Source organism: Prochlorococcus marinus XMU1412, assembly GCF_017696315.1.
Lineage (GTDB): Bacteria > Cyanobacteriota > Cyanobacteriia > PCC-6307 > Cyanobiaceae > Prochlorococcus_A > Prochlorococcus_A marinus_AF.
Window position 1 is genome coordinate 208,040 of record NZ_JAAORJ010000004.1, and the last position, 21,271, is coordinate 229,310.

26 protein-coding genes are annotated in these 21,271 nt (G+C 30.5%); 14 read left to right on the forward strand and 12 right to left on the reverse strand.

Translation table 11 applies throughout. The features are described from left to right. Positions 1-19: 19 nt before the first annotated feature. From HA152_RS07555 to HA152_RS07585, 7 genes are all read left to right on the forward strand, one after another. Positions 20-166 carry a hypothetical protein gene (locus HA152_RS07555; RefSeq protein WP_209135166.1) on the forward strand — a complete coding sequence of 49 codons (147 nt, stop codon included), beginning with the start codon at positions 20-22 and terminating at the stop codon, positions 164-166. Between the two features lie 410 nt (positions 167-576). After that, positions 577-1,326 carry a hypothetical protein gene (locus HA152_RS07560; RefSeq protein ID WP_209135168.1) on the forward strand — a complete coding sequence of 250 codons (750 nt, stop codon included), beginning with the start codon at positions 577-579 and terminating at the stop codon, positions 1,324-1,326. A 16-nt stretch (positions 1,327-1,342) separates the two neighbouring features. Beyond that, entirely contained in the window at positions 1,343-1,606 is a 264-nt protein-coding gene (locus HA152_RS07565; RefSeq protein ID WP_209135170.1) for a PqqD family protein, read from the forward strand. Positions 1,607-1,707: 101 nt separating this feature from the next. Further along, positions 1,708-2,019, forward strand: a complete 312-nt coding sequence (locus tag HA152_RS07570; protein ID WP_209135172.1) for a lasso peptide biosynthesis protein — start codon at positions 1,708-1,710, stop codon at positions 2,017-2,019. Positions 2,020-2,033: 14 nt separating this feature from the next. After that, positions 2,034-3,572 (forward strand): asparagine synthase-related protein, encoded by a 1,539-nt coding sequence (locus tag HA152_RS07575; protein WP_209135174.1) that lies wholly within the window; start codon positions 2,034-2,036, stop codon positions 3,570-3,572. Further along, entirely contained in the window at positions 3,569-5,254 is a 1,686-nt protein-coding gene (locus tag HA152_RS07580; protein ID WP_209135176.1) for an ABC transporter ATP-binding protein, read from the forward strand. Before HA152_RS07575 ends, HA152_RS07580 begins: the two co-directional genes overlap by 4 nt. Before the next feature lie 23 nt (positions 5,255-5,277). Next, entirely contained in the window at positions 5,278-6,441 is a 1,164-nt protein-coding gene (locus tag HA152_RS07585; RefSeq protein WP_209135179.1) for a nucleotidyltransferase family protein, read from the forward strand. A 37-nt stretch (positions 6,442-6,478) separates the two neighbouring features. Here the strand turns inward: HA152_RS07585 and lexA are convergent, their stop codons facing one another. The 6 genes from lexA to HA152_RS07615 form a co-directional block, all read right to left on the reverse strand. Further along, positions 6,479-7,096, reverse strand: coding sequence for a transcriptional repressor LexA (gene lexA / locus HA152_RS07590; RefSeq protein ID WP_209135190.1), 618 nt, complete (start codon positions 7,094-7,096; stop codon positions 6,479-6,481). 56 nt (positions 7,097-7,152) lie between these two features. Then, entirely contained in the window at positions 7,153-8,079 is a 927-nt protein-coding gene (argF, locus tag HA152_RS07595; RefSeq protein WP_209135193.1) for an ornithine carbamoyltransferase, read from the reverse strand. 32 nt (positions 8,080-8,111) lie between these two features. Further along, positions 8,112-9,974 carry an ATP-dependent zinc metalloprotease FtsH gene (gene ftsH, locus HA152_RS07600; protein WP_209135195.1) on the reverse strand — a complete coding sequence of 621 codons (1,863 nt, stop codon included), beginning with the start codon at positions 9,972-9,974 and terminating at the stop codon, positions 8,112-8,114. A 99-nt stretch (positions 9,975-10,073) separates the two neighbouring features. Next, positions 10,074-11,183 carry a bifunctional diaminohydroxyphosphoribosylaminopyrimidine deaminase/5-amino-6-(5-phosphoribosylamino)uracil reductase RibD gene (gene ribD / locus HA152_RS07605; RefSeq protein WP_209135198.1) on the reverse strand — a complete coding sequence of 370 codons (1,110 nt, stop codon included), beginning with the start codon at positions 11,181-11,183 and terminating at the stop codon, positions 10,074-10,076. Positions 11,184-11,198: 15 nt separating this feature from the next. Further along, positions 11,199-11,699 carry a DUF3122 domain-containing protein gene (locus HA152_RS07610; RefSeq protein ID WP_209135200.1) on the reverse strand — a complete coding sequence of 167 codons (501 nt, stop codon included), beginning with the start codon at positions 11,697-11,699 and terminating at the stop codon, positions 11,199-11,201. Next, positions 11,674-11,925 (reverse strand): hypothetical protein, encoded by a 252-nt coding sequence (locus HA152_RS07615; RefSeq protein WP_209135202.1) that lies wholly within the window; start codon positions 11,923-11,925, stop codon positions 11,674-11,676. The genes HA152_RS07610 and HA152_RS07615 overlap by 26 nt, the downstream gene beginning before the upstream one ends. A gap of 83 nt (positions 11,926-12,008) precedes the next feature. Here HA152_RS07615 and cbiT point away from each other — a divergent pair, with 83 nt between their 5' ends. Further along, complete coding sequence (cbiT, locus tag HA152_RS07620; protein ID WP_209135204.1) at positions 12,009-13,283, forward strand: precorrin-6Y C5,15-methyltransferase (decarboxylating) subunit CbiT; 1,275 nt, start codon at positions 12,009-12,011, stop codon at positions 13,281-13,283. A 13-nt stretch (positions 13,284-13,296) separates the two neighbouring features. Here cbiT and HA152_RS07625 read toward each other — a convergent pair whose 3' ends face one another. Next, entirely contained in the window at positions 13,297-14,205 is a 909-nt protein-coding gene (locus tag HA152_RS07625; protein ID WP_025929458.1) for an NAD(+) kinase, read from the reverse strand. A 69-nt stretch (positions 14,206-14,274) separates the two neighbouring features. Further along, positions 14,275-15,282, reverse strand: coding sequence for a phenylalanine--tRNA ligase subunit alpha (gene pheS / locus HA152_RS07630; protein ID WP_209135206.1), 1,008 nt, complete (start codon positions 15,280-15,282; stop codon positions 14,275-14,277). Between the two features lie 69 nt (positions 15,283-15,351). Between pheS and surE the strand changes: the two genes are divergently transcribed. Beyond that, positions 15,352-16,161, forward strand: a complete 810-nt coding sequence (surE, locus tag HA152_RS07635; RefSeq protein WP_209135208.1) for a 5'/3'-nucleotidase SurE — start codon at positions 15,352-15,354, stop codon at positions 16,159-16,161. Here surE and HA152_RS07640 read toward each other — a convergent pair. Beyond that, positions 16,141-16,674 (reverse strand): DUF3611 family protein, encoded by a 534-nt coding sequence (locus HA152_RS07640; protein ID WP_209135210.1) that lies wholly within the window; start codon positions 16,672-16,674, stop codon positions 16,141-16,143. The two genes, surE and HA152_RS07640, sit on opposite strands and share 21 nt — an antisense overlap. A 68-nt stretch (positions 16,675-16,742) precedes the next feature. Here HA152_RS07640 and HA152_RS07645 point away from each other — a divergent pair, with 68 nt between their 5' ends. From HA152_RS07645 to HA152_RS10080, 5 genes are all read left to right on the forward strand, one after another. Further along, positions 16,743-17,666, forward strand: coding sequence for a bifunctional riboflavin kinase/FAD synthetase (locus tag HA152_RS07645; protein WP_209135212.1), 924 nt, complete (start codon positions 16,743-16,745; stop codon positions 17,664-17,666). Positions 17,667-17,673: 7 nt separating this feature from the next. Continuing rightward, on the forward strand, positions 17,674-18,729 hold the full coding sequence (locus tag HA152_RS07650) for a thiamine phosphate synthase (RefSeq protein WP_209135214.1): 1,056 nt from the start codon (positions 17,674-17,676) through the stop codon (positions 18,727-18,729). Then, on the forward strand, positions 18,719-18,928 hold the full coding sequence (gene thiS / locus HA152_RS07655) for a sulfur carrier protein ThiS (protein WP_209135215.1): 210 nt from the start codon (positions 18,719-18,721) through the stop codon (positions 18,926-18,928). Before HA152_RS07650 ends, thiS begins: the two co-directional genes overlap by 11 nt. Before the next feature lie 112 nt (positions 18,929-19,040). Continuing rightward, positions 19,041-19,208 (forward strand): hypothetical protein, encoded by a 168-nt coding sequence (locus HA152_RS07660; RefSeq protein WP_209135218.1) that lies wholly within the window; start codon positions 19,041-19,043, stop codon positions 19,206-19,208. A gap of 67 nt (positions 19,209-19,275) precedes the next feature. Beyond that, positions 19,276-19,407 carry a hypothetical protein gene (locus HA152_RS10080; protein ID WP_257470870.1) on the forward strand — a complete coding sequence of 44 codons (132 nt, stop codon included), beginning with the start codon at positions 19,276-19,278 and terminating at the stop codon, positions 19,405-19,407. Positions 19,408-19,411: 4 nt separating this feature from the next. On the opposite strand, the gene larB is transcribed toward HA152_RS10080, so the two are convergent. From larB to ispF, 3 genes are read right to left on the reverse strand one after another with little or no spacing between them, the layout of a single operon-like run. After that, positions 19,412-20,068: a nickel pincer cofactor biosynthesis protein LarB gene (gene larB, locus HA152_RS07665; protein ID WP_209135220.1), complete on the reverse strand. Its 657-nt coding sequence runs from the start codon at positions 20,066-20,068 to the stop codon at positions 19,412-19,414. Continuing rightward, a complete protein-coding gene (locus HA152_RS07670; protein WP_209135222.1) occupies positions 20,065-20,511 on the reverse strand; it encodes a TIGR03792 family protein in 447 nt (148 codons plus the stop codon). The genes larB and HA152_RS07670 overlap by 4 nt, the downstream gene beginning before the upstream one ends. After that, positions 20,508-21,008 carry a 2-C-methyl-D-erythritol 2,4-cyclodiphosphate synthase gene (ispF, locus tag HA152_RS07675; RefSeq protein WP_209135224.1) on the reverse strand — a complete coding sequence of 167 codons (501 nt, stop codon included), beginning with the start codon at positions 21,006-21,008 and terminating at the stop codon, positions 20,508-20,510. Before ispF ends, HA152_RS07670 begins: the two co-directional genes overlap by 4 nt. Positions 21,009-21,271 lie beyond the last annotated feature (263 nt).

The following is a 21,271-nucleotide window of genomic DNA, read 5'->3' on the forward strand; positions in this document are numbered from 1 at the left end:
CAATAAACATTTTTTAAAAATGAAAGATGAAGGAATAAAAAAATGGGTCACTCCAAAACTTGAAATCTTAAGGCATACGGAAATAATGGGAAAAGAAAGTTTTAACGTTCCTGAGCAAAACAAGACTGGTACAGATACTTCAGCCGTTTCTAACGCCTCTTCTTAATAAGTTTAATAAAAAATAAAATCATACTTAAAAAAATATATTCAGAGATATGCAAGCCACCAAATTTTTTCTGGCTTCAAGATAAAAAAATATTTCAGATATTCAAAATTAGTAATTATAATTACATAATTTTTTTTGAAATCTTTAAACAGTTTTTTTCATGGACTAACAAAATCCTTAACATAAGAAGATTTTTAGCTTTCCAAAAGAAAAATAATATACCTTTAGAGTATTTATTAAAAGCATCTATATTAAATAACTTCACTTTAAATGAAGTAATATTTTGGTATAAAAATAATATAAAAGAATGGAATAAACTTGCTTTAATCAAGCCAGAATGTTTAACAAAATCAATACATTTTCAGAATAGATTACATTGGCCTAATCAATGCAAGGAATCAATCAATATTTTGCAACAAAAATCAAATCTACTACATAGGATTCCTAAAAAATATAGACCTCATTTTGAAACAATTACAGATGAATCATACTCAATAAATCCAAAACTCGAAAAATTCCTATATAAAGATGGCTTAGTTCTAAAGCCAAATATCGGCAGTAGGAGCAGAAATACTTATCATCTTTTTATGAAAAATGAAAAATTAATAGTAAAAGATTTATTTACTTTAAAAATTAACAATAAATCCATGCATAATAATTTATTAGATTTTCTAGGAGATATAAAAACTTTTAAAAAAAGAGAAGGTATTTATTCAAATTTAATTTTAATGCCTTATTTAAAACATTCTAATATTTTGCCAAAAAATGATATATCTATTGTATTTAGAACTATATCGGAATATTCAATGGAGCAAGATCAAATATCTATAAAAGAAGCTTGGATGGAAATATTTGATAAAAATAATAACCTAAACATTATTAATCATGAACAATATTTGTTTAATATTGATAGGCCTCAAATGAGGCTTGAAGAACTAGAGAAAATTTTGAATTTTAAATTTAAAAATGAAGAGCTAAGGAAAATTTATAAACTATTATTTAGTGCATCTAAAGCTGTTCATTCTATATTACCCCCAATTAATGAAGTTGCATGGGATTGGATTAAAACAGACAATAAGTTATATTTACTGGAAGGTAATTCATCTTTTAGCCTCTATCCTATTAAATACTTTAAAATTTTAAAAAATAGGTTACATTAAAATTATTTTAAGCTTAATGAAGTTAAAGAAAAATCCAAAATTAGTATCAGAAGTATTGGATGAGGAGATATGTCTTTTTAATCCCAAAAATGCAAAATATATTAATTTAAATTCAACAGGTTCCATAATATGGGGGCTTTTAGACACTTCAAAAGAAGTTGACGAAATTATTAAAATAATGAAAAAAGGATATAAAGATAAAAACACAAATATAGAAAATGAAATAATGTTATTTATAAATGATGGTATTGCAAATGATATTTTTTATTATGAAAAATAAGAAACTTCTTAAAGGTGCTTAAATTTTTATTTATCTTTATCTTATATTTTTTAGATACTTTAACCTGGATATTAATCAAATTCATATCGGGAGAACTCTTAATGAAATTGCTAAGAAAAAATTGCATAAATAAATTTAGCTTTAGATTAAAAGATAAAAAAATTTTTTTAATCAAGAAAAAAACTAGAGAATTTTGTGAAAAAAAATCTTTTTTTAGCTCATGTTTAAGTAAAGCAATATCTATTAAATTTATTTTTGACATACTTAATATAAATAACAAATTATATTTTGGGATAAGTAAGCATTCTAATGGCAAAAAAGTTGCTCATGCTTGGTTAGTTGATCCAAAAGCAGGAAAATCTATCACTCCTGGATTTTATAAAGATAAAGGACTTACAGTTTATAAATTTTAAGTTATTAATTACTTATGAAATTACCAACAAATGATCCAAAACTTTTAACCGAGGGTTTATATAAAACTGATATTTTTAATTTAAATCCAATGTTTGCAGTTCAATTGCAAAATAAACAACAACTATCATATGTACGTTCTTGGGAAGAAGCATTTGCTATTCATGGTGAAGCTTATATCTCAGATATCAATCCTGCTTATGTTGCCTCTCTAATAACTAATGTACAAACTAACACTTCCTCCCCTTATAAAAGGATTAAAAGACTACCTCGAGCTAACTTTATAAAAATACTAAGAAATGGGGATTTTAAAGCATACCCCTATGAACCTTTCGGAGGGGGGGTTTCTTCTCAAAAGGAGAGAGAACTCCATAACATTATTGATTATATTTTTCAAAATAAATTAAAAAATGCAATCCCCCAAGGCGAAAATAGAATAGGTTGTGAACTAAGTAGTGGGTTAGATTCTAATGCCATAGTTGGCGGGTTAATAAAAGGTTTAGATATTGATCCTAGAAATATTTTCACCTGGAGTCACGATGGTAATGGAGAAGAATCCTACATAAAAGAATTTCAGACTTTCCACAAACTCAATACTGAAAATACTCATATTAATAAAACTGAATACAAAAAAGAAAATTTCCAAGAATCATTAAAAGAAAATTTATTTATTTTTGGTATGCCTCATCAATTGGGAGGGAATACAGAGTGTATAAAATTTTTCAAAAAATGCTCTTGTAAGATATTATTTAGTGGTTTTGGGGGTGATCAAGCTATTAGCCACAATGGACATAACCTAGCAACAGACCTAATAAAAAATTTCGAATTTATTGAGTTCTTTCAGTGGATGGATAATCCTTTAAAGGCTCTAAAAACAATGCTTGGGAGAACATATGGACTAATCAATAACGACTGGCAGGAAAGTAAATTTTCAAAAAAAGTTTCTCATATGAAAAAGAATAATTTACTTATTTCATTGCTGACAGAAAAAGGTAAAGATTGGCTAATTCCGCACTTGTCAAAAGAGTTTATTGCTGAGATTGATACGTATAGTACACTTCATAACTCAATAAGACAAAGATGTATGTCTCAATGGGTCTCTGTAAGACTAGAAGAAGAAGTAAGATTGGCTGCCAAATATGGAATAAGAAAATATTTTCCCTTATTGGATGAAACACTTTTAGGAACTCTTTTAAATCAAGATCCAAAGTATTTCGCAGAAAAATATCTTCAAGGTAGATTAATCCACAGAAAATCTTTTGCAAAATATCTTCCCGAGAAGTTAAGACTAGATCCATCAAAATATAGAGATATAAATAATCAATGGACTGCATTTGAAAGAGAAAAGCAAGCTAAGGTTTTAAATGATCTAATTGAATTTTCTCAACAATGGAATCAACATTTATCTAAATTTTGGCAATTAGATGAGTTAAAGAAATATGCTATTAATACTCAAATAAATATTAAGAAAATTAATATTCATGAGAGTAGCAAGGTTATCAAAGCTATGAGAACCGTTAATAAATTAAGTTGTTGGTTTTCTGAACTAGAATGAAAATTGATATAACCACATCCAAACAGCTAAGACTCCTTTTTTATCTTATTAAAGAAGCTGGATATAAAGAAACATTAAAGTTTGGATTATTGATTATCTATAATTATTTTTTAGAAATAATAAGCTTAAGTATAGGAATAAAGATTCTTTTAAATCAAAATTACAGAATTGATGACCTAAATCAAGAATATGGAATCCCTTTATCTATTACCTTAATAATCATAATTTTATCAATAAGGTCATTTTCAAGAGTTTTTACTATTAACTTACAAGAAAGAATAAAATGTGAGCTTGCTAATAAATTCAAGGAAGAAACGCTTAAAAACATTTTGAAATCAGATTATGAAAATTTAAGAGATATAGGTAGAGGTTCTTTACATAAAATAATTCTTATAAACATTTCAAAATCGATTTCATCAATTGACCAATTTTTAAGGCTTATAAATCAGTTTATATGCTTCTTAGCATACTTATTCGGACTAATATTTTTTAAAACTTATGATGTTAAGCTAATAACAATAGTTTTAATCTCTTCATTTACAACTTTAGTAATTTATAACCCCAATACTTGGAATCTTGGGCAATTAATAAACAAGCATACAGGACAATTAAATAAAATTATTGGAAATGGACTAGTAGGGATCAAAACAATTAAGTCTGCGAATTCCGAAGAATGGCTTCTTAATAAATTCAAACGAAGTAATAAAAACTATAAGAAGTTAATGCTTGAAAACATTTACAGAAATAATTTATTTGTTTGTTTTAAAGATATTGTTGTTCTAATTTCCGTTGGCACTTGGTTAATTTTGATCAGAAATGATTTGGATATATTATCTGCAGGAACAAGTTTATTGTTCTGCTACAAGTTATCTAATGCAGCTACAAATGGAATAAGAAACTGGAGATCTTGTATAAATGGATTACCAGCTTACTTAGAACTTAAAGAGATTACCTCTAAAATAAAAAAGAATAAAATCAAAAATAATTTACCCACTAAAACGAGTAAAATTTTAAATGAATTTATTAGTAATAAAAATCAAATAATCTCAATAAGTTGGGAAAACAAAAAAAATAAAAAAATAAAAATAAATAAATTAAGTCTCAATGTAGGAGAAATTACTGTTATTTCAGGAATTTCAGGAGTAGGCAAAACAAGATTGATTGATACATTCATAGGTCTTAGTGACTTAAAAGGATCATCATGGACAATCAAATTAAAAAATAAAAATTTAAAACTCAATGGATACACTGAATCTGAATTATTAGCAAGAGAACTTATTTCATACTCACCACAAGATGCAATGCTGATAGAAGCATCTTTAAAAGATAATCTATTATTGGGTAATTCATTAAATTACAGAGATAAGGACATTTTAGAATACTTAAGAAAAATGAATCTTCAACATATCAATAATAGGAATTTTGGACTAAATAAAGAAATAGATTTCTCAATCAATCCATATTCAGGCGGAGAGATTCAGAAAATTAATATTTTAAGAAGCTGGTTAAAAGATAATCCAATAGAAATATATGATGAGCCTACAACATTTCAAGATGATAAATCTGTAAAAAATATAATTGAAAAATTAAAAGAAAGGTCTCAAAACAAAATGATATTAATTGTAAGCCACGATTTCAGAATAATCCAGATAGCAAATAAACAGCTCATCCTAAATTCATAGGAAATTAAAACCTAACCTTTGCAATGAAAGAAACAATATTTGATGATAATTGGAAAAAAGAAATTAATAGTCTTATTAAATTATTCAATTTTATTTATATAAATAAAAAATATATTAATAATAAAAATAAAAGAAAGATAAAAATTAAAGTTTATAATCAGAATTTTTTTATAAGAACAGCCATAAGACATAATTTTGTCGTTAATGTTCAAAACTTTATGATTTTAGAAAAAAAATCATTGCAACAAAAAATAAAATATCTGTCTGATTTAGAAGTAAAAAAACTTATGGCTATAACTGGCTACAATTGTCTAATATCAGAGGTTCTACAAGAAAATAAGATTCCTGTAATAATATACAAAGGAATTATATTATCGCTCTTAACTAATAGAAAATTTAAGGACAGACAATGTAATGATATTGACATCCTAGTTAATGAGATAGATGTAAAAAAAACAGTTAAAATTCTTGAAAAAATAGGTTTTACAATAAAATATGGTTTCTTTAAAAATGAATCTAATTCTCTAATAGAAAAGTATTATCTTTTTGGGAATAATGCACTAACGTTAAGTAAAAAAATAAGCAGTTTTGAAATAAATATAGACTTACATTGGAAAATAATAACAACTAGTCCAAATATTATAAGTTTTGAAGAACTTTGGAACTCAAGAAAAATAATTGAACTAAATGGAGTAAAAATAAATACATTAAATTACTATTACACTTACTTAACATGCTGCTATAACTCTTCAAAAAATAAATGGAATAATATAAGTAATCTTTTAGATATTGCTTTGTTGAAAGGAGAGTTAAATAAAGATCAAATAACTTCTCTTGATAGCAATTTGGTTGTTAAAAATACTAATATTGTCGTTGATTCACTTTTAAACGATGAAATATACAAATATCAAAAAGGTTCAAAAAAAGTAGAAGAAATATTGATTTTGTCTAAGAATAGTCAAATAAAACATAGTAAAGGAACAAATAAAAAGAAAAAAACTAGTTTTTGGGAAAAATTTTCTTTAGCGAAACAAAGGATGGGAATGTGTGAAACATACGAAGATAAGTTGAGAGTTCTTGTAACAGTTTTTTTCCCTGTTTCAATTTTTATAAGTAAAAAAAATACTATTATTGCAAATCCTTTATTTATAGTAAAAAATATCTTTGCTAAATTGTTACTTGACTAATAATAAATCATTAAAGAAAAAGAGCTTATTTAAATCATTATATTTTTCTCCAAACAGCTAGTAATTTTCCTTGAAAAATCACTTGGTTAGGATCTATTACGATTGGTTCATATGCTGAATTTGCCGCTTCTAAAAATATCTTATTCCCTTTTTTAAAAAAATATTTTAAGGTAGTTCCTAAACCAGGAACCAAAGCACTTACTATATCTCCATTTCTTAATGCAAATGCATCTTTAATTGGCTCCATTAGCACCATATCGCCATCAGCAATGCAAGCATCAACCATAGAATCTCCATTTACTGTTAATGCGAACACATCTCTCTTTTTGAGGACATCAGAAATATCTAGATTTTCCTGCTGCACATCAGAAAAGGTCTCTATTAACCCTCCAGCTGCAACTGAACCCATGATTGGAACCTTATCGAATTGGTCTGCTATCTGCATTGTTCTTGCTTTTCCTTCCTGCCATGAAATATATCCTTTTTCTTGTAAATGTTTCAAACGACTTTGAATTGGAGCAGGTGATTTTAAATTCATAGCTTGCATCATTTGCCTTATGGAGGGACTATGTTGAAATTCTTTCATATAGTCCTTTATCCATTTGTATAGCTCATGCTGAGGTTCTGTAAGATTATGATCAGAAGAAATGCCCACGGAACAGATGTACTCTAATACATTTGTACCTATTAACTAGATAAATTGCAAGTAATTTAGGACAAAATACAAGATAAAAGGGCTTGTTGAGCATGCATTCTATTTTCTGCTTGATCAAAAATTCTGCTATTTTTACTTTCAAAAATTTCTTCAGTAATCTCTTTTTCTCTATAAGCTGGAAGACAATGTAAAATTATGACATTTTCTTTGGCTTGGTTAACTAAATCTTGATCAAGAGTGAATCCATTAAAATCTTTATCTTTTTCTTCTTTCTGATCTTCTTCACCCATTGAAGACCATACATCTGTATACAAAACATTCGCTCCTAAAACAGCAGAATTAACATCATTTGTTATCTGTAAAAAGTCCTCATTATTATTAATTGCCTTTGCCCTTTGAATAATAGATTTATCAGGTTCATAACCTACAGGACAAGCTATCCTAATCTTTGCCTCTAACAATGCTCCGCATAAAATCAGGGAATTAGATACATTATTACCATCGCCTATAAAAGTCAAAACAATATCTTCAAAAGAGCCAAACTCTTCTTTAATAGTAAGAAAATCAGCCAAAGCTTGACAAGGATGCTCTAGATCAGTAAGCGCATTTATTACAGGCTTTGTAGACCATTTTGCATAATCTTCTATATCTGAATGTTTAAAAGTTCTTATAGCTAAAACATCGCAATACCTGCTAAGAACTCTTGCAGTATCCTTAATAGGCTCTCCTCTTCCAATTTGAGATGTATTTGGGTTTAAGTCAATAGTTGTTCCTCCTAGTCGGGACATGGCAACTTGAAAACTCACTCTCGTACGAGTTGATGATTTATCAAAAACCAAACCAAGAACTTTTTTTTCACAATCTACAGATATTTCTTTTTTCTTAAGTTGTTGTGCTAACTCTAAAATATAAATCAACTCTAGCTTAGTTATGTCTAGACTTGATAAGAAATCTTTACTTGCAAGCTTTTTAGGTTTAAACATTATTAAAAAAACTGAATTTTAAATAAGTTTTTTTATACGGGCAATTTAGTCTCTGAAAGCAAATTTTTAAGATCCTCACCTTCAATTACCTCTTCCTGAAGAATTTTTTGTGATATTGATTCAAGGAGAGGTAAATTATTTCTCAAAATTTTTAAAGCAGTTTCATGTGCATCATCCACTAGCTCTCTTACTTCTTTATCTATGGCTTGGGCTGTCGCATCACTAACTGATCTTCTTGGATTATTACTATTGCCAAGGAATTGACCTCCGCCTTGTTTATCATATGCCAAAGGTCCAAGTATATCACTCATTCCAAAAGTTCCTACCATTTGTTCCGCGATATCAGTTGCTCTTTGCAAGTCATTTGAAGCTCCAGTAGTAATTTTTCCAAAAACGACTTCTTCAGCAGACCTTCCACCAAGTAGGGTAGCAATTTGACCTTTTAATTCTTCTTTGGAATTTAAGAATCTTTCTTCAGTGGGTAATTGAAGGGTGTAACCTAAAGCACTCATACCTCTAGGGACAATGGAAATTTTAGCAACTTTTGAGCCTCCGGGCATAAGATGTCCAACAATTGCATGACCAACTTCGTGGTAAGCAACAACTTTTTTCTCATCATCTTGTAACACTCTACTTTTCTTTTCTAAACCAGCCACTACCCTCTCTATAGCCTCACTTAGATCTTGTTGTTGCACGCTTTTCCTTTTAGCTCTAGCTGCTAGCAAAGCAGCCTCGTTAACCATATTTGCTAGGTCAGCCCCTGCAAATCCACTTGTGGCTTGAGCAATAGAATCTAGATCTATAGAATCAGATAACTTAATCTTTTTAGTATAAATCTCAAGAATAGTTTTTCTACCTGACAGATCAGGTCTATCCACTAAAACTTGTCTATCAAATCTTCCAGGTCTTAACAGTGCTGCATCTAGAACTTCAGGCTGGTTTGTAGCGGCAAGTACTATTACTGGCTTATCAGTGGACGCGAAACCGTCCATTTCTGTGAGGAGTTGGTTTAAAGTTTGTTCTCTTTCATCATTTCCACCCACAACTCCCATTGATCCTGAACGGCTTTTACCAATTGCGTCAAGCTCATCAATAAATATTATGCAAGGTGCTTTTTTCTTGGCTTGCTCGAACAAATCTCTAACTCTGGCAGCACCAGCACCAACAAATAATTCTACAAATTCAGAACCTGAAATAATAAAGAATGGAACTTCAGCTTCTCCAGCAACGGCTTTAGAGAGAAGAGTTTTTCCTGTTCCAGGAGGTCCAACAAGAAGGACACCTTTTGGAATCCTTGCTCCAATATCAGTATATCTTTCAGGTTTTTTTAAAAAATCAACAATTTCTGTAAGCTCATCTTTTGCTTCATCAACCCCTGCAACATCATCAAAAGTAACTTTAGATTCATCATCAGGAACATAAACTTTTGCTTTACTTTTGGTAAAACTTAAGGCTCCCTGCGCTCCCCCTCCTCCCATACTTCTTCTAGCAAAGAATTGTAAAACAAGGATGAAAATTAATGGGGGAACTACCCAGCTCAAGATTGTTGAAAAGAAATTAGGTTTCTTGGGAGGCGCAGCTGCAAATTCTACCCCTTTACTTTCTAGTCTTTGAGGAAGATCCATATCAAAAATTGGTGTTGTCGCTAAAACAGAAGGAGCGCCTTCTTCAGCTCCATTTAGTTCATATCTAATTTGCTCTTGTGTAATGTAAGCTCTCTTAACTTCCCCATCATTCACTTGATCTATAAATAAAGAGTAGGGAACTCTTGGTATTTGCATATTTTGATTAGGGAAAAGGCTACTGAATAGAAGCAACGCTCCAACACCAATTAAAATAATATTTACAATTCCAAATCTTCTATTAGGTTGATTATCGTCTTGTCTTATTGGCATGATTGTATTCCATTTTTATCATTATAAACTAAACGAAGAGTATTCGTATTCGTATGAATTTTATTGGGTAAGAACCGAACGGTACTTAAACCTAATACTTTAGTAGTCATAACAGAAATTTTTCAATGAGCTTTTTACGAAGATATCATTACCTATAAATCTAATTTTTGATCCACTTAATTTAATAGTTTCATTCATTTCTCTAAATTCAAAATCTCCAAAAGGATTCATACTATTTTCTCCTCCTAAAATTTTTGGAGCGATAAAAGATATTATTTCGTTTATGCATCCTGCTTTAACTGCTGAAGTCGCCAATTTTGGGCCGCATTCCCACAAAACTTTATTAAATCCTCTTTTAGCTAGCAATTTTGAAATTAACTCTGGATTATCTGAAGATATCTTCTCAACCTCCACACATTTTGGGATTCTTTTAAGAAAACTTTCATTGGCTGTTCTGGAATCGTAAATAATTAAAGTTTTAGCCTCATTACAATCCCAAAGATTTGATTTTGTTGGTAAATCTAAAGTTTTTGTAAAAACGACTCGCAAAGGTTCTGGAGTTTTCGAACCTCTAGAAGTCAAAAGTGGGTTATCTTTTCTTAAGGTGTTCCCACCAATAATTATTGCGTCAAATTCTGCTCTAAAATTATGAACTAGAGATCTAGAATCTTCATTGGTAATCCATTTACTTTTTCCATTTTTTAGACCTATTCTGCCATCAATACTCATTGCCCATTTAAGAACCCCAAATGCCTTATTTGTTATGTTCCTATAAATAAAAGCCTTATTTAATTCTAGAGATTCTTTTTTACATAATCCTAAATGAACTTTTATACCAGCTTCTTCCAGTAATTTAATACCTTTTCCAGATACTCTTTTATCAGGATCTTTATTTGATATATATATCTTTTTAATACCTGAGGATATTACCTTATCTACACATGGAGGCGTTCTACCTTGATGACAGCAAGGTTCAAGATTTACATACATTGTTCCATCTTTAGCATCCTTTTTTAAATTATTAAAAGCCATTGCCTCTGCATGAGGCATCCCTGCCTTTAAATGAAACCCTTCTGAAATAAGACTTCCATTCTTATCAAGTATCACCGCTCCCACCATAGGATTAGGACTTGTTGTATTTTTGCCTAATGAAGCCAAAAAAATTGCTCTTTTCATCCATTTTGTATGGCTTACATTTTTTTCAGACATCTCCAAAAATCAAATTCAGTTTATTGATCTCCACTCTTTAACAACGAAGGGAGGTACAGGTAACTCAGAAAAAACTCCTGACAATGATAATCTTAATGGTCTATTTTTATCTAAATTTTTAATCAATTCATCAAGATCGAATTCTGCTGCTGCTTGTCTTCCATCATTTGCTAATTCCACATTAAGTAATGTTTTATCATCTAGAAGCCACTGTTTTCTCCCTGATTCAACCCTCAAGTCAGTGGGATGATCAATCCTGAGATTTCCTGGATATCCTATTACTCTCAAGATCAATTTATCTTCAAAAAGAGGGGATTTATAAGCTACTAATTGCCAAGTTTCAAAGTCCAAGTCTCTTAAAAACTCACTGCTAGCATTCATTAATGCACCATTAATTTCAGTTTCTGCAACTTCTGCAGATACTTTTAATGGGTTAAAAATAAAGGATAGTAGTAAAAGTAAAGGTATTATTCCTTTTAAAAAAATATTATTATTTGATTTTGTAATTTTCTTCATTTTCAGAATCCATCAGGGCATCAAGAGTTACAGCTGTTCTAACAATAGCTTGATATCTTTTGATTATTTTACGATTTTTTTCTATAACTCGAGATAAATTCAAAGTGTCTTTTTCAGAATAGCAAGAAGTTAAATCACTAGAATCTTCTTCAATAAACTCAAATTCACTATCTTTATTAATTAGAGTTAACAATAAATCATGTAATCTCTTTCTCCTTTCAGACAATTAATTCACTATGATAACTCGAATAATAATAAGATAATTTAATAAAACATTCAAACAATTTAGTTCTATTTCATTAAAAATTGATGACTGAAATTAATAGAAAAATTCATGTAATTGGAATTAATTCTTTTAAATTTGAGGATCTATCTCTCAAATCACAAAATCTATTTTTAAAAACAACAAATATTGCAGTTCCAAATTCATATTTTGAAGAAATTAAATCATGGAGCGAAAATTGTTTATTAAAAAAGAAATCATTTTTTTCGAGTAAAAGTGATAACGAACTTATTAATTGGCTTAGATCTCAGAAAAATGATGTTATTTTAATTTCTAGAGGAGATCCTCTTTGGTTTGGAATTGGGAGAATATTACTAGAAAATTTTTCAAAAGATGAATTAAATTTCTACCCTTCAAATACTTGCATTCAATTAGCATTTAGTAAGTTAAAGATTCCTTGGCAAGATGCTGTTAATGTAAGTATTCACGGCAGAGATCCTACCAAGTTAGTTGAGGCTCTTAAAGCAAGGCCTTCAAGTTTGGCTATTATTACAGATTCAAATAATAAGAGTTTAGAAATAATCAAAGAAAACTTATCAGAATTAAATCTGATTAACTTCTATGATTTTTGGCTCTGTGAAGAAATAGGCTTCGACAAAGAAAATATAAGAAAATTAAATCTTAAAGAATCATTACCTTCTGATATATCAAGTTTGAACATTGTTGTTCTTACAAAAACAAAGAAAAATTACTCAAATGATAATCTCGCTCTTTTCGGAATCAGTGACCATATTTTTAAGACCTTTGATGATAGACCAAACTTATTAACTAAAAGGGAGGTTCGTGTTCAAATCTTAGCTGATCTAGAACTCCCAAAAAATGGCGTAATATGGGATATAGGTGCGGGTTGTGGGTCAATTGGGTTAGAGGCATTAAAATTAAGGCCTAACTTAGATTTGTTTTGTATCGATAAAAGGTTTGGCTCAAAAGCATTAATACTAGAAAACTCTGAAAGGCTTGGAGTTAAACCAAAATTTATTTGTGAAGAAGACATAAATAATATCTTGAATACAAAAAATTTAAGTCCTTTTGAAAAACCTAATAGATTAGTAATTGGAGGCTGTGATAAAAAGACTAAACTTCATATTATTAATTCCTTAGATCAGTGGATGAGTATTGGAGATATTATCGTTATCCCAATAATTGACTTTCAAACTATTAAAGAATTGAAAGAGGAATTAGAAGATAAAAATTTCAAAACAAATTTAAATTTAATTCAGACCTATAAAAGCTTAAGTATTGCCGAGGGAATGAGATTAGAACCAAATAATCCTGTTTTTTTATTAAAAGGGAAAAAATAAATTCAAATAATTGTTATTTGTTAGGTTTAGCTACATGGGGCAAACCCCAACCTAATTTATTTCTTAAAACTTGGAAAAATTCATGATCTTCAAGTCGAATAAACTTTACTGAATGTTTACTTTTTCTTATTAAAACTCTATCTTCAGGCCAAACATAACAACCAGCATTTCCATCAACAACCATTACCAACCTTTCAGGAGTTGCAGGGAAAACAGTTACTGGTTCTGAATCATTAAAAACTAGCGCCCTTGAGGCCAACGAATGTGGCGCAATTGGAGTTAATTGTACTACTGGACAATCAGGTGTAATAACTGGTCCTCCAGCACTAAGAGAATATGCGGTAGAACCAGTTGGAGTAGATAAAATTACTCCATCAGCTGAAATATCCACAGGTGCATGTCGCCCTATAGAAATCTCAAAGTGACACATACTTGTTAGAGGTTCTCTATGAAGAGCCATCTCATTAAGGCAAAGAGACTCCCATCTCCTCTGATCATTCCTCATTACACTAATAATAAAGCAAGTTCTTTCTTCAATATCCCAATTTCCAGCAATTATTTTATCTATAGCCTCATCTAGGTTAGATAAGTAAGCTTCCGCAAGAAATCCTAAATGACCAGTATTTATTGTAAGAATTGGAATTTTAGCAGGTGCCGTTTGCCTTGCAGCAGAAAGTACAGTCCCATCTCCGCCAAGAACAATTGCAAATTCCATTGATGAATCAAACCCCTCAGGGACACAATTCGTATATCCCAAAGGACGAACATGTTGATCAGGATTTGCGAAACCGACCATCCCTCCAGAGCTACTAACTCTTACAACTTCAAAATTAGATTTTTCCAATTTTTTTTGAACAGAAGTTGCAGTTTGAACAGCTAGTTCCTTTCCATCATTAACGATTAGTCCTGCTTTACGTACCAATCAAAAAATTAAAACTAGGACTATCTTAAACTAATTTGTTGGACAATCCTAATTTAAAATTAAATACTATTAGAACTGTTCTAAGAATCTAATATCATTTGTATAAAATTTTCTGATGTCGTCGATCTGATGTCTCACCATACAAAATCTCTCAACTCCTAATCCTGCTGCAAAACCAGTCCATTTCTCAGAATCCATCCCTAATTTTTCTAACACCTTTGGATCAACCATTCCGCAACCCATTACTTCTAACCATTTACCTTTCCACTGGACGTCTACTTCTGCTGAAGGTTCAGTAAATGGGAAATAACTAGCTCTAAATCTTACAGGAATATCTCCAAAAAAGGCCTTTAAAAATGTAAGAACTGTTCCTCTTAAATGACTAAAATCAATATGTTCATCAATACATAAAACCTCAACCTGATTAAATACAGGGGAATGAGTAGCATCAACAGCATCTCTTCTATAAACTCTTCCGGGGGCAATAATTCTTACTGGAGGAGGGTTTTTCTCTAAGTATCTTATCTGAACAGGGGAAGTATGGGTTCTTAAAAGTCGATTTTCATCCAAGTAGAAAGTATCCTGCATATCTCTTGCAGGATGATTTTTGGGTATGTTGAGAGACTCAAAATTATAAAAATCAGTTTCTATTTCAGGTCCACTTTCAACTGAGTATCCTAAACCACAAAAAATATCTATTATTTCGTCTTGAGTTGAAATCAAGGGATGTTTATTCCCAGGGGGGGTTCCAATTGAAGGGATAGTTACATCAATTTTTTCTTTTTTAATCTTTTTATCTAAGGCTTCGCTGTTTAGTTTATTTTTTCTTTCAGTTATTAGTTCCTGCAAATTTATCTTTATTAAATTTGCCTTCTGGCCAATAATTGGTCTATCAGTAGCAGATAATTGACCCATTGTTTTCAAAATAATTGATAAATCACCTTTTTTTCCTAGCAAAGAAACTCTCAATTGATCCAGTTCTTCATGAGTATTAGAATTATCTATATTATTTTTTGCTGTTAGAGAAAGATTATTTAGTTTTTCCTCAATTTGACTTAATGATTCAATTTGACTCACTGATATAGTAAAAATAAGTATTACTTGTATCTTACTTAAATATCGTCCATAAATAAAATGTCTTGATTAATGAAACCGTTAAATATATTAATTAGCAATGATGATGGTGTTTTCGCAGCGGGGATAAGAGCTTTAGCAAAATCAGCCCAAAAAAGAGGACATAAGGTAAAAGTAGTATGTCCTGACCAAGAAAGATCAGCTACTGGTCATGGTCTTACTTTACAATCCCCATTAAGAGTGGAAAAAGCTGACGAATTATTTGGAGAGGGTATCGAAGCTTGGGGATGTTCCGGCACACCTGCTGATTGTGTCAAATTAGCACTATCTGAACTCTTGGATCATAAACCTGATCTGGTACTATCCGGCATAAATCACGGACCCAATTTAGGGACAGATATTTTTTGTTCGGGCACAGTTGCTGCGGCTATGGAAGGCACTTTAGAAAATGTTCCTTCCATGGCAATAAGTGTTGCTAGTTTTAAATGGAAAAATTTTGAATTTGCTGGAGAAATTGCAATGAATATTGCCGAACAAGCAATTAACGACAGTTGGCCAGCGTCACTTTTATTAAATTTGAACATACCCCCCTGCGAAAAAAACAAGATAAAAGAATTATCCTGGACAAGATTATCGGTAAGAAAATATAAAAATCAATTTTCCAAAAGGGAAGACCCGAGGGGTGATGATTATTATTGGTTAGCAGGTGAAGTCGTTTTAGATCTTAAATCGAAAGGTTACGGTCCTAAGAATTGGCCCAGTGACGTATCTCAAATACAAGAAAATAAAATATCTATCACACCTGTAGAACCAGATTTATTTTGGAGAGGTAATTTAGATGACCTACCTAAAATTAATAATTCATTTGTAAATCCTTCTTAAAAGCCATAAAGAAAAGCAAAGTCCAAAAAAATGGGCAGCGATAACTTGCGTGTTACTGAGAACTGATAATATTTCAAGACCAGTAATTGGGATATCAGATGTCGCTGTTATCAATTGTCCAGTTGTTTGAGAGGATGCTTGTATAAATAAGGCTCCCATAAGAGCTTGATATCCAATTAATCCAAACAAAATTCCAAATAAATCAACAATTAGGCCTCGTTTTATCAATTTACCGGTTTGTCCTCTTGAGGGTCTTGCGTTGCTTGCGATTGCTCTTCCTGTTTTAACTATTAACCAACCTTGCCAAAGACTAAAAAGTAGTAAAATCAAGGATATTGTTGTAAGTGAGAGACCAGGCGCTAAGCCAAGCTGACCTTCGCTGTTATTTACAACATTTGAAAAAAGCAAAACAGCTGCAACAACAACACCTAAAATGGACTGAACCCAAAAGCGTATCCATCCAATGCGCCGCATTCCAAATGAAAGGGACTGAAAATCCATTTTGTCAGACATTCATTTGATTTAATAAACTTTAATCAATCCAAATTTGCCACTAAAATCATAAAATTGCACGTAATCTTTTGATCTCTTTAATATCGCCATCTGAAGTTAAGAGTCCTACCTCAATAGCTATTGGAAGTTTTGATGGCCTTCATGCTGGCCACAGACAATTAATAAAAAGTGTAGTTAAAGAAAATAAATATACCCCAACAATTGCAAGCTTCTGGCCCCATCCCAGAGAAGTTCTTTACAAAGAGGCCCGTCTTAGACTTGATCTCCCTAATGAAAAACTATCTATTCTTGAAGATCTGGGGATTGAACAATTAGTTCTGATTCCTTTTGATATGGAACTATCCAAATTAAGTGCCGAAAGATTCGTAAGAGATATTTTGATAAATCAATTACAAGCAAAAAACATTTCTGTAGGTGCTAATTTTAAATTTGGTTTCAGAAGAAGTGGAGATATAAATACAATAAAAAATATTATTAAGGATACGGATATTAAACTAAAAATTATTCCAATTTTAGAAGACAAGGAAGGTAGAATCAGCAGCAGCAGAATAAGAGATCTATTAGAGAAAAGTGATCTGAAAAATGCTTTCAAAATTCTTAATCGGCCTTATAGTTTTAATGGAAAAGTTGTTAAAGGTAAAGGCATCGGAAAAAGTATAGGATGGCCTACCGCAAATCTTGAAATAGATGGCAGAAAATTTTTACCTGGAGAAGGAGTTTACGCATCTTGGACAACTATAGAAAATTCCAACAAAAAAATTGAATCTGTTATGAATCTTGGCTCTCAACCAACAATAAATCCATTATTGCCTTCTGCAGTTGAAGTCCATTTAATAAATAAAGATATCGATCTATATGGTTTAAATCTATCTGTTGAACCAGTTGAAAAACTTAGATCTCAAATCAAGTTCAAAAATATAGATCAACTTTCTAATCAAATTAAAAAAGATAGAGATAATGCTCTAAAAATTTTTAAAAACTACAAAAAATAAATTACAAATGCTGAATTACAATCCTAAAGACGCTGAAGATTTAAGAATTTATCAAATTATTGACGCTAATTTAGATAGAGCCAGAGAAGGGCTAAGAGTATTAGAGGATTGGGCTAGATTTGGCCTAGGCAAAGAAAAATATGTTGAAAAGATTAAGAACTTTAGGCAAATTTTAGGAAAAAATCATTTAGAAGTTTATAAACAATCTAGAAATCACATTGAGGACAAATGTAAAGGATTGACTCATCAAGAGCAATTTAACAGAAAAACTTCTGAGCAGATTATAAGTTCTAATTCAGCCAGAATTCAAGAAGCATTACGAGTCATAGAAGAATTCTCAAGGCTGCAGAATCATGAGCTTTCAAAAATCGCTTCTGAAATTAGATATGAAATTTATACTATTGAAATTGACTTATTAACTTTTAGCAAGTTTAAGAAGTCGGAGAAAATATTAAAAGAAAATGACTTATATGTAATCACAGATCAAAAAAACAATTTACTAGAAATAATAGAAGAGATTTTAATTGCTGGAGTAAGAATTATTCAACATAGATTTAAAAAGGGAACTGATCAAGATCATCTTAAAGAAGCAATTCAGATTAAAAATCTATGTAAAAGATATAATTCTTTGTTTATCGTTAACGACAGACTTGATATAGCTCTGGCATCTAACGCTGATGGGATTCATCTTGGTCAAGACGATTTAGATTTAAAAACCGCAAGGAAACTATTAGGATATTCAAAAATTATCGGTATAAGTGCAAATAATGCAATTGATATTTCAAATGCTCTTGATGAGGGTTGTGATTACATAGGAATAGGGCCAGTATTTGAAACTACAACAAAAAAGAATAAAATACCTTTAGGTATTGAAAATATCAAAACATTAACAAAGGATATAAATATTCCTTGGTTCGCTATTGGAGGAATCAAGTCAAACAATATTTCAATTTTAAAAAGAAGTGGGTTTAAAAAAGTTGCCTTAGTTTCGGAATTAATGAATTCTGAAGATCCTAAAGAAGACGCTATGATGATTTTAAAAAAGTTGTCTCATGAAAATTAGGGTAAATGGAGAAGAAAAAAAAATAGAACTTGATCAAGAAAATGCTCTACTATCTACAGCTCTTCATCATATGGGATATAAACCAAACACAATTGTAGTGGAGTTAAATAATTTAATTATAAATTCAATGAAATGGGAAACAGTTAAGCTTAAAGATGGCGATAATTTAGAAATTGTTTCAATAGTTGGTGGCGGATAAAAGAAAAATATTTAATGTATTAAAAATCTTCATATTTTTTTAAGTTTAGGCTTGAAACAATTACCAAATTTCTCCTTTTTTCGTTTTATATTTTTAATACTTAAAACTAACAATGAAAGAAAAAATTGATAGCAACTCAAGATCTCTAAAATGGGAGCGAAATGGGGAGTTAGCCCATAAAGATCTCTCCGAGCTGATTGAAAGATTAAAAAATGTAGAAAGTGAACATACCTCATCTGAGCTGTCTAGATTAGGTACAAAATCAAACGTAAAAGATTAAATTTGTTACTTAGATCTTGTTTTTATAAAAATTTGTACCAAATTAAAAATACTGAATATAAAAATAAATGCCGAAAAGATTTCCAGAGTGGGTAAATACAGAAGTCGTTATAAAAGCAATCAAAATGAGAGAAGAAGGAATGCTATCAAAACAACTAAATTTATGGATAGAAAACCTATTAGAAATACAAAAAAAGTGATTGTTTAGGAAATACTTTTAATAATTCTTAGAGCCGCCATTGCTGCTCCATAACCATTATCTATATTCATAACTGCAATACCTGGAGAACAGCTTGACAACATACTATTTAAAGCAGTTTCTCCATCCTTGCTAACGCCGTATCCTACTGAGACAGGTACTGCAATTATCGGTTGTGCCAACAATCCACCTACAACCGTTGCCAAAGCTCCTTCCATTCCAGCACAAACTATTAATACATCATATTTATTAATTTCTTCTAACTGACTCATCAATCGATGAAGTCCCGCTACTCCAACATCTATAAAAGATTTACACTTCACTCCGTAAATTTCAAGTGCTAATTGGGCTTCAAGTGTTACAGCCAAATCGCTTGAGCCGCCTGATATGATGGCAACTTTTTTATTCGTATTTATTTTATTCAGATTTTTCCCAATTGTTAGGCAATTTGCTTCTTGATAGAATCGTGCATCATCATACAAATCTAAAAGATAATTAGCCTTTTCACTATTAATCCTAGTAATGAAAACAACCTCATTTTTACTTAATACATTTTCAGATAATCTCTCTAATTGGTCGATACTCTTATCTTGCCCCCAAATAGCCTCAATGAGTCCAAGCCTATCTCTTCTTTGAAAATCAAACTTGATATCAAAATTCATATTTGCTTATCCAATTCTCCCTCATAAATCAATTCAAAAGGATTTTCACCTACACTTAGAGCAGCTTTAACATTAGCTTCAAATTTTTGTTGAACTACATTTACTTCTGACATTGGTATGTTCTTCCATAATTTCTTACTTTTCCAATTTACCAATATTAAAGCTTCTTCTTTTTCTTTATCCCAAAATAATTGTCTTTCCAAAAACCCATCTTGCGAGGATAACCATGGCTCCCATATTTCTTTTTCAGCATTCAACCATGCTTCTTTTGCATAGGCAGGGACTTTAAGTCTTAATTCCTCTATGACCATATCACCTTGATAATTTTTCATTGTAAGAGCTTTTAGATTTGGAGTATTTGATTGAAAAATTAAAACTATTAGGCAAATAAATACTAGACAAAATCTTTGAATTTTTTTTTTCAAATTTAAATTTAATTTCATTTTTTCTTAAGCAATGCTACAGAATGGCAACTTATACCCTCTTCTCTTCCTTCTGGACCCAATTTTTCATTTGTAGTTGCCTTTATCCCAATTAAATTTTCATCAACACTCAAGATATCTGAAATATTTTTTTTCATTAATTGTATATGAGGCATGATTTTAGGCCTTTCTGCAATAATCACACTATCAATATTATTAACTTCCCACCCTTTACTTCTAATTAAAAATATAACTTGAGATAATAGTATTAAACTATCTGCATTTTTCCACTTTTCATCCGTCGGTGGGAAATATTTGCCAATATCTCCTAGTGATAGGGCGCCTAATAGTGAATCCATAATTGAATGGCTTAAGACATCAGCATCACTGTGTCCATCTAACCCTAAATTATCAGGATGATGTAATTCAACACCTCCAATGATCAAGTTTCTACCTTTTACAAGTCTGTGCATATCATATCCATTGCCAATACGGAAATCAGGAAGAGAATTAGTCATAGCAATGGGTTTGGATTATCTAAAAACAATCTACAAGTAATTTATGATTTTAACCTTATCATAGGTAACTTGTCATTTTTACTAATAATTAAACATATTTTTCTTTCCAAATATGTAATAGTAAATAATAGTAAATGTTCTTTTTTTTAATTCACCAATTCTTCTTTGAGAAAAGATCTTAAAAAAAATGAAATTAATTCCAAAATAGTCTTCCAACTATTAATAATTTCTATTAAATATATTCATGGGCTTAAATTTTAATC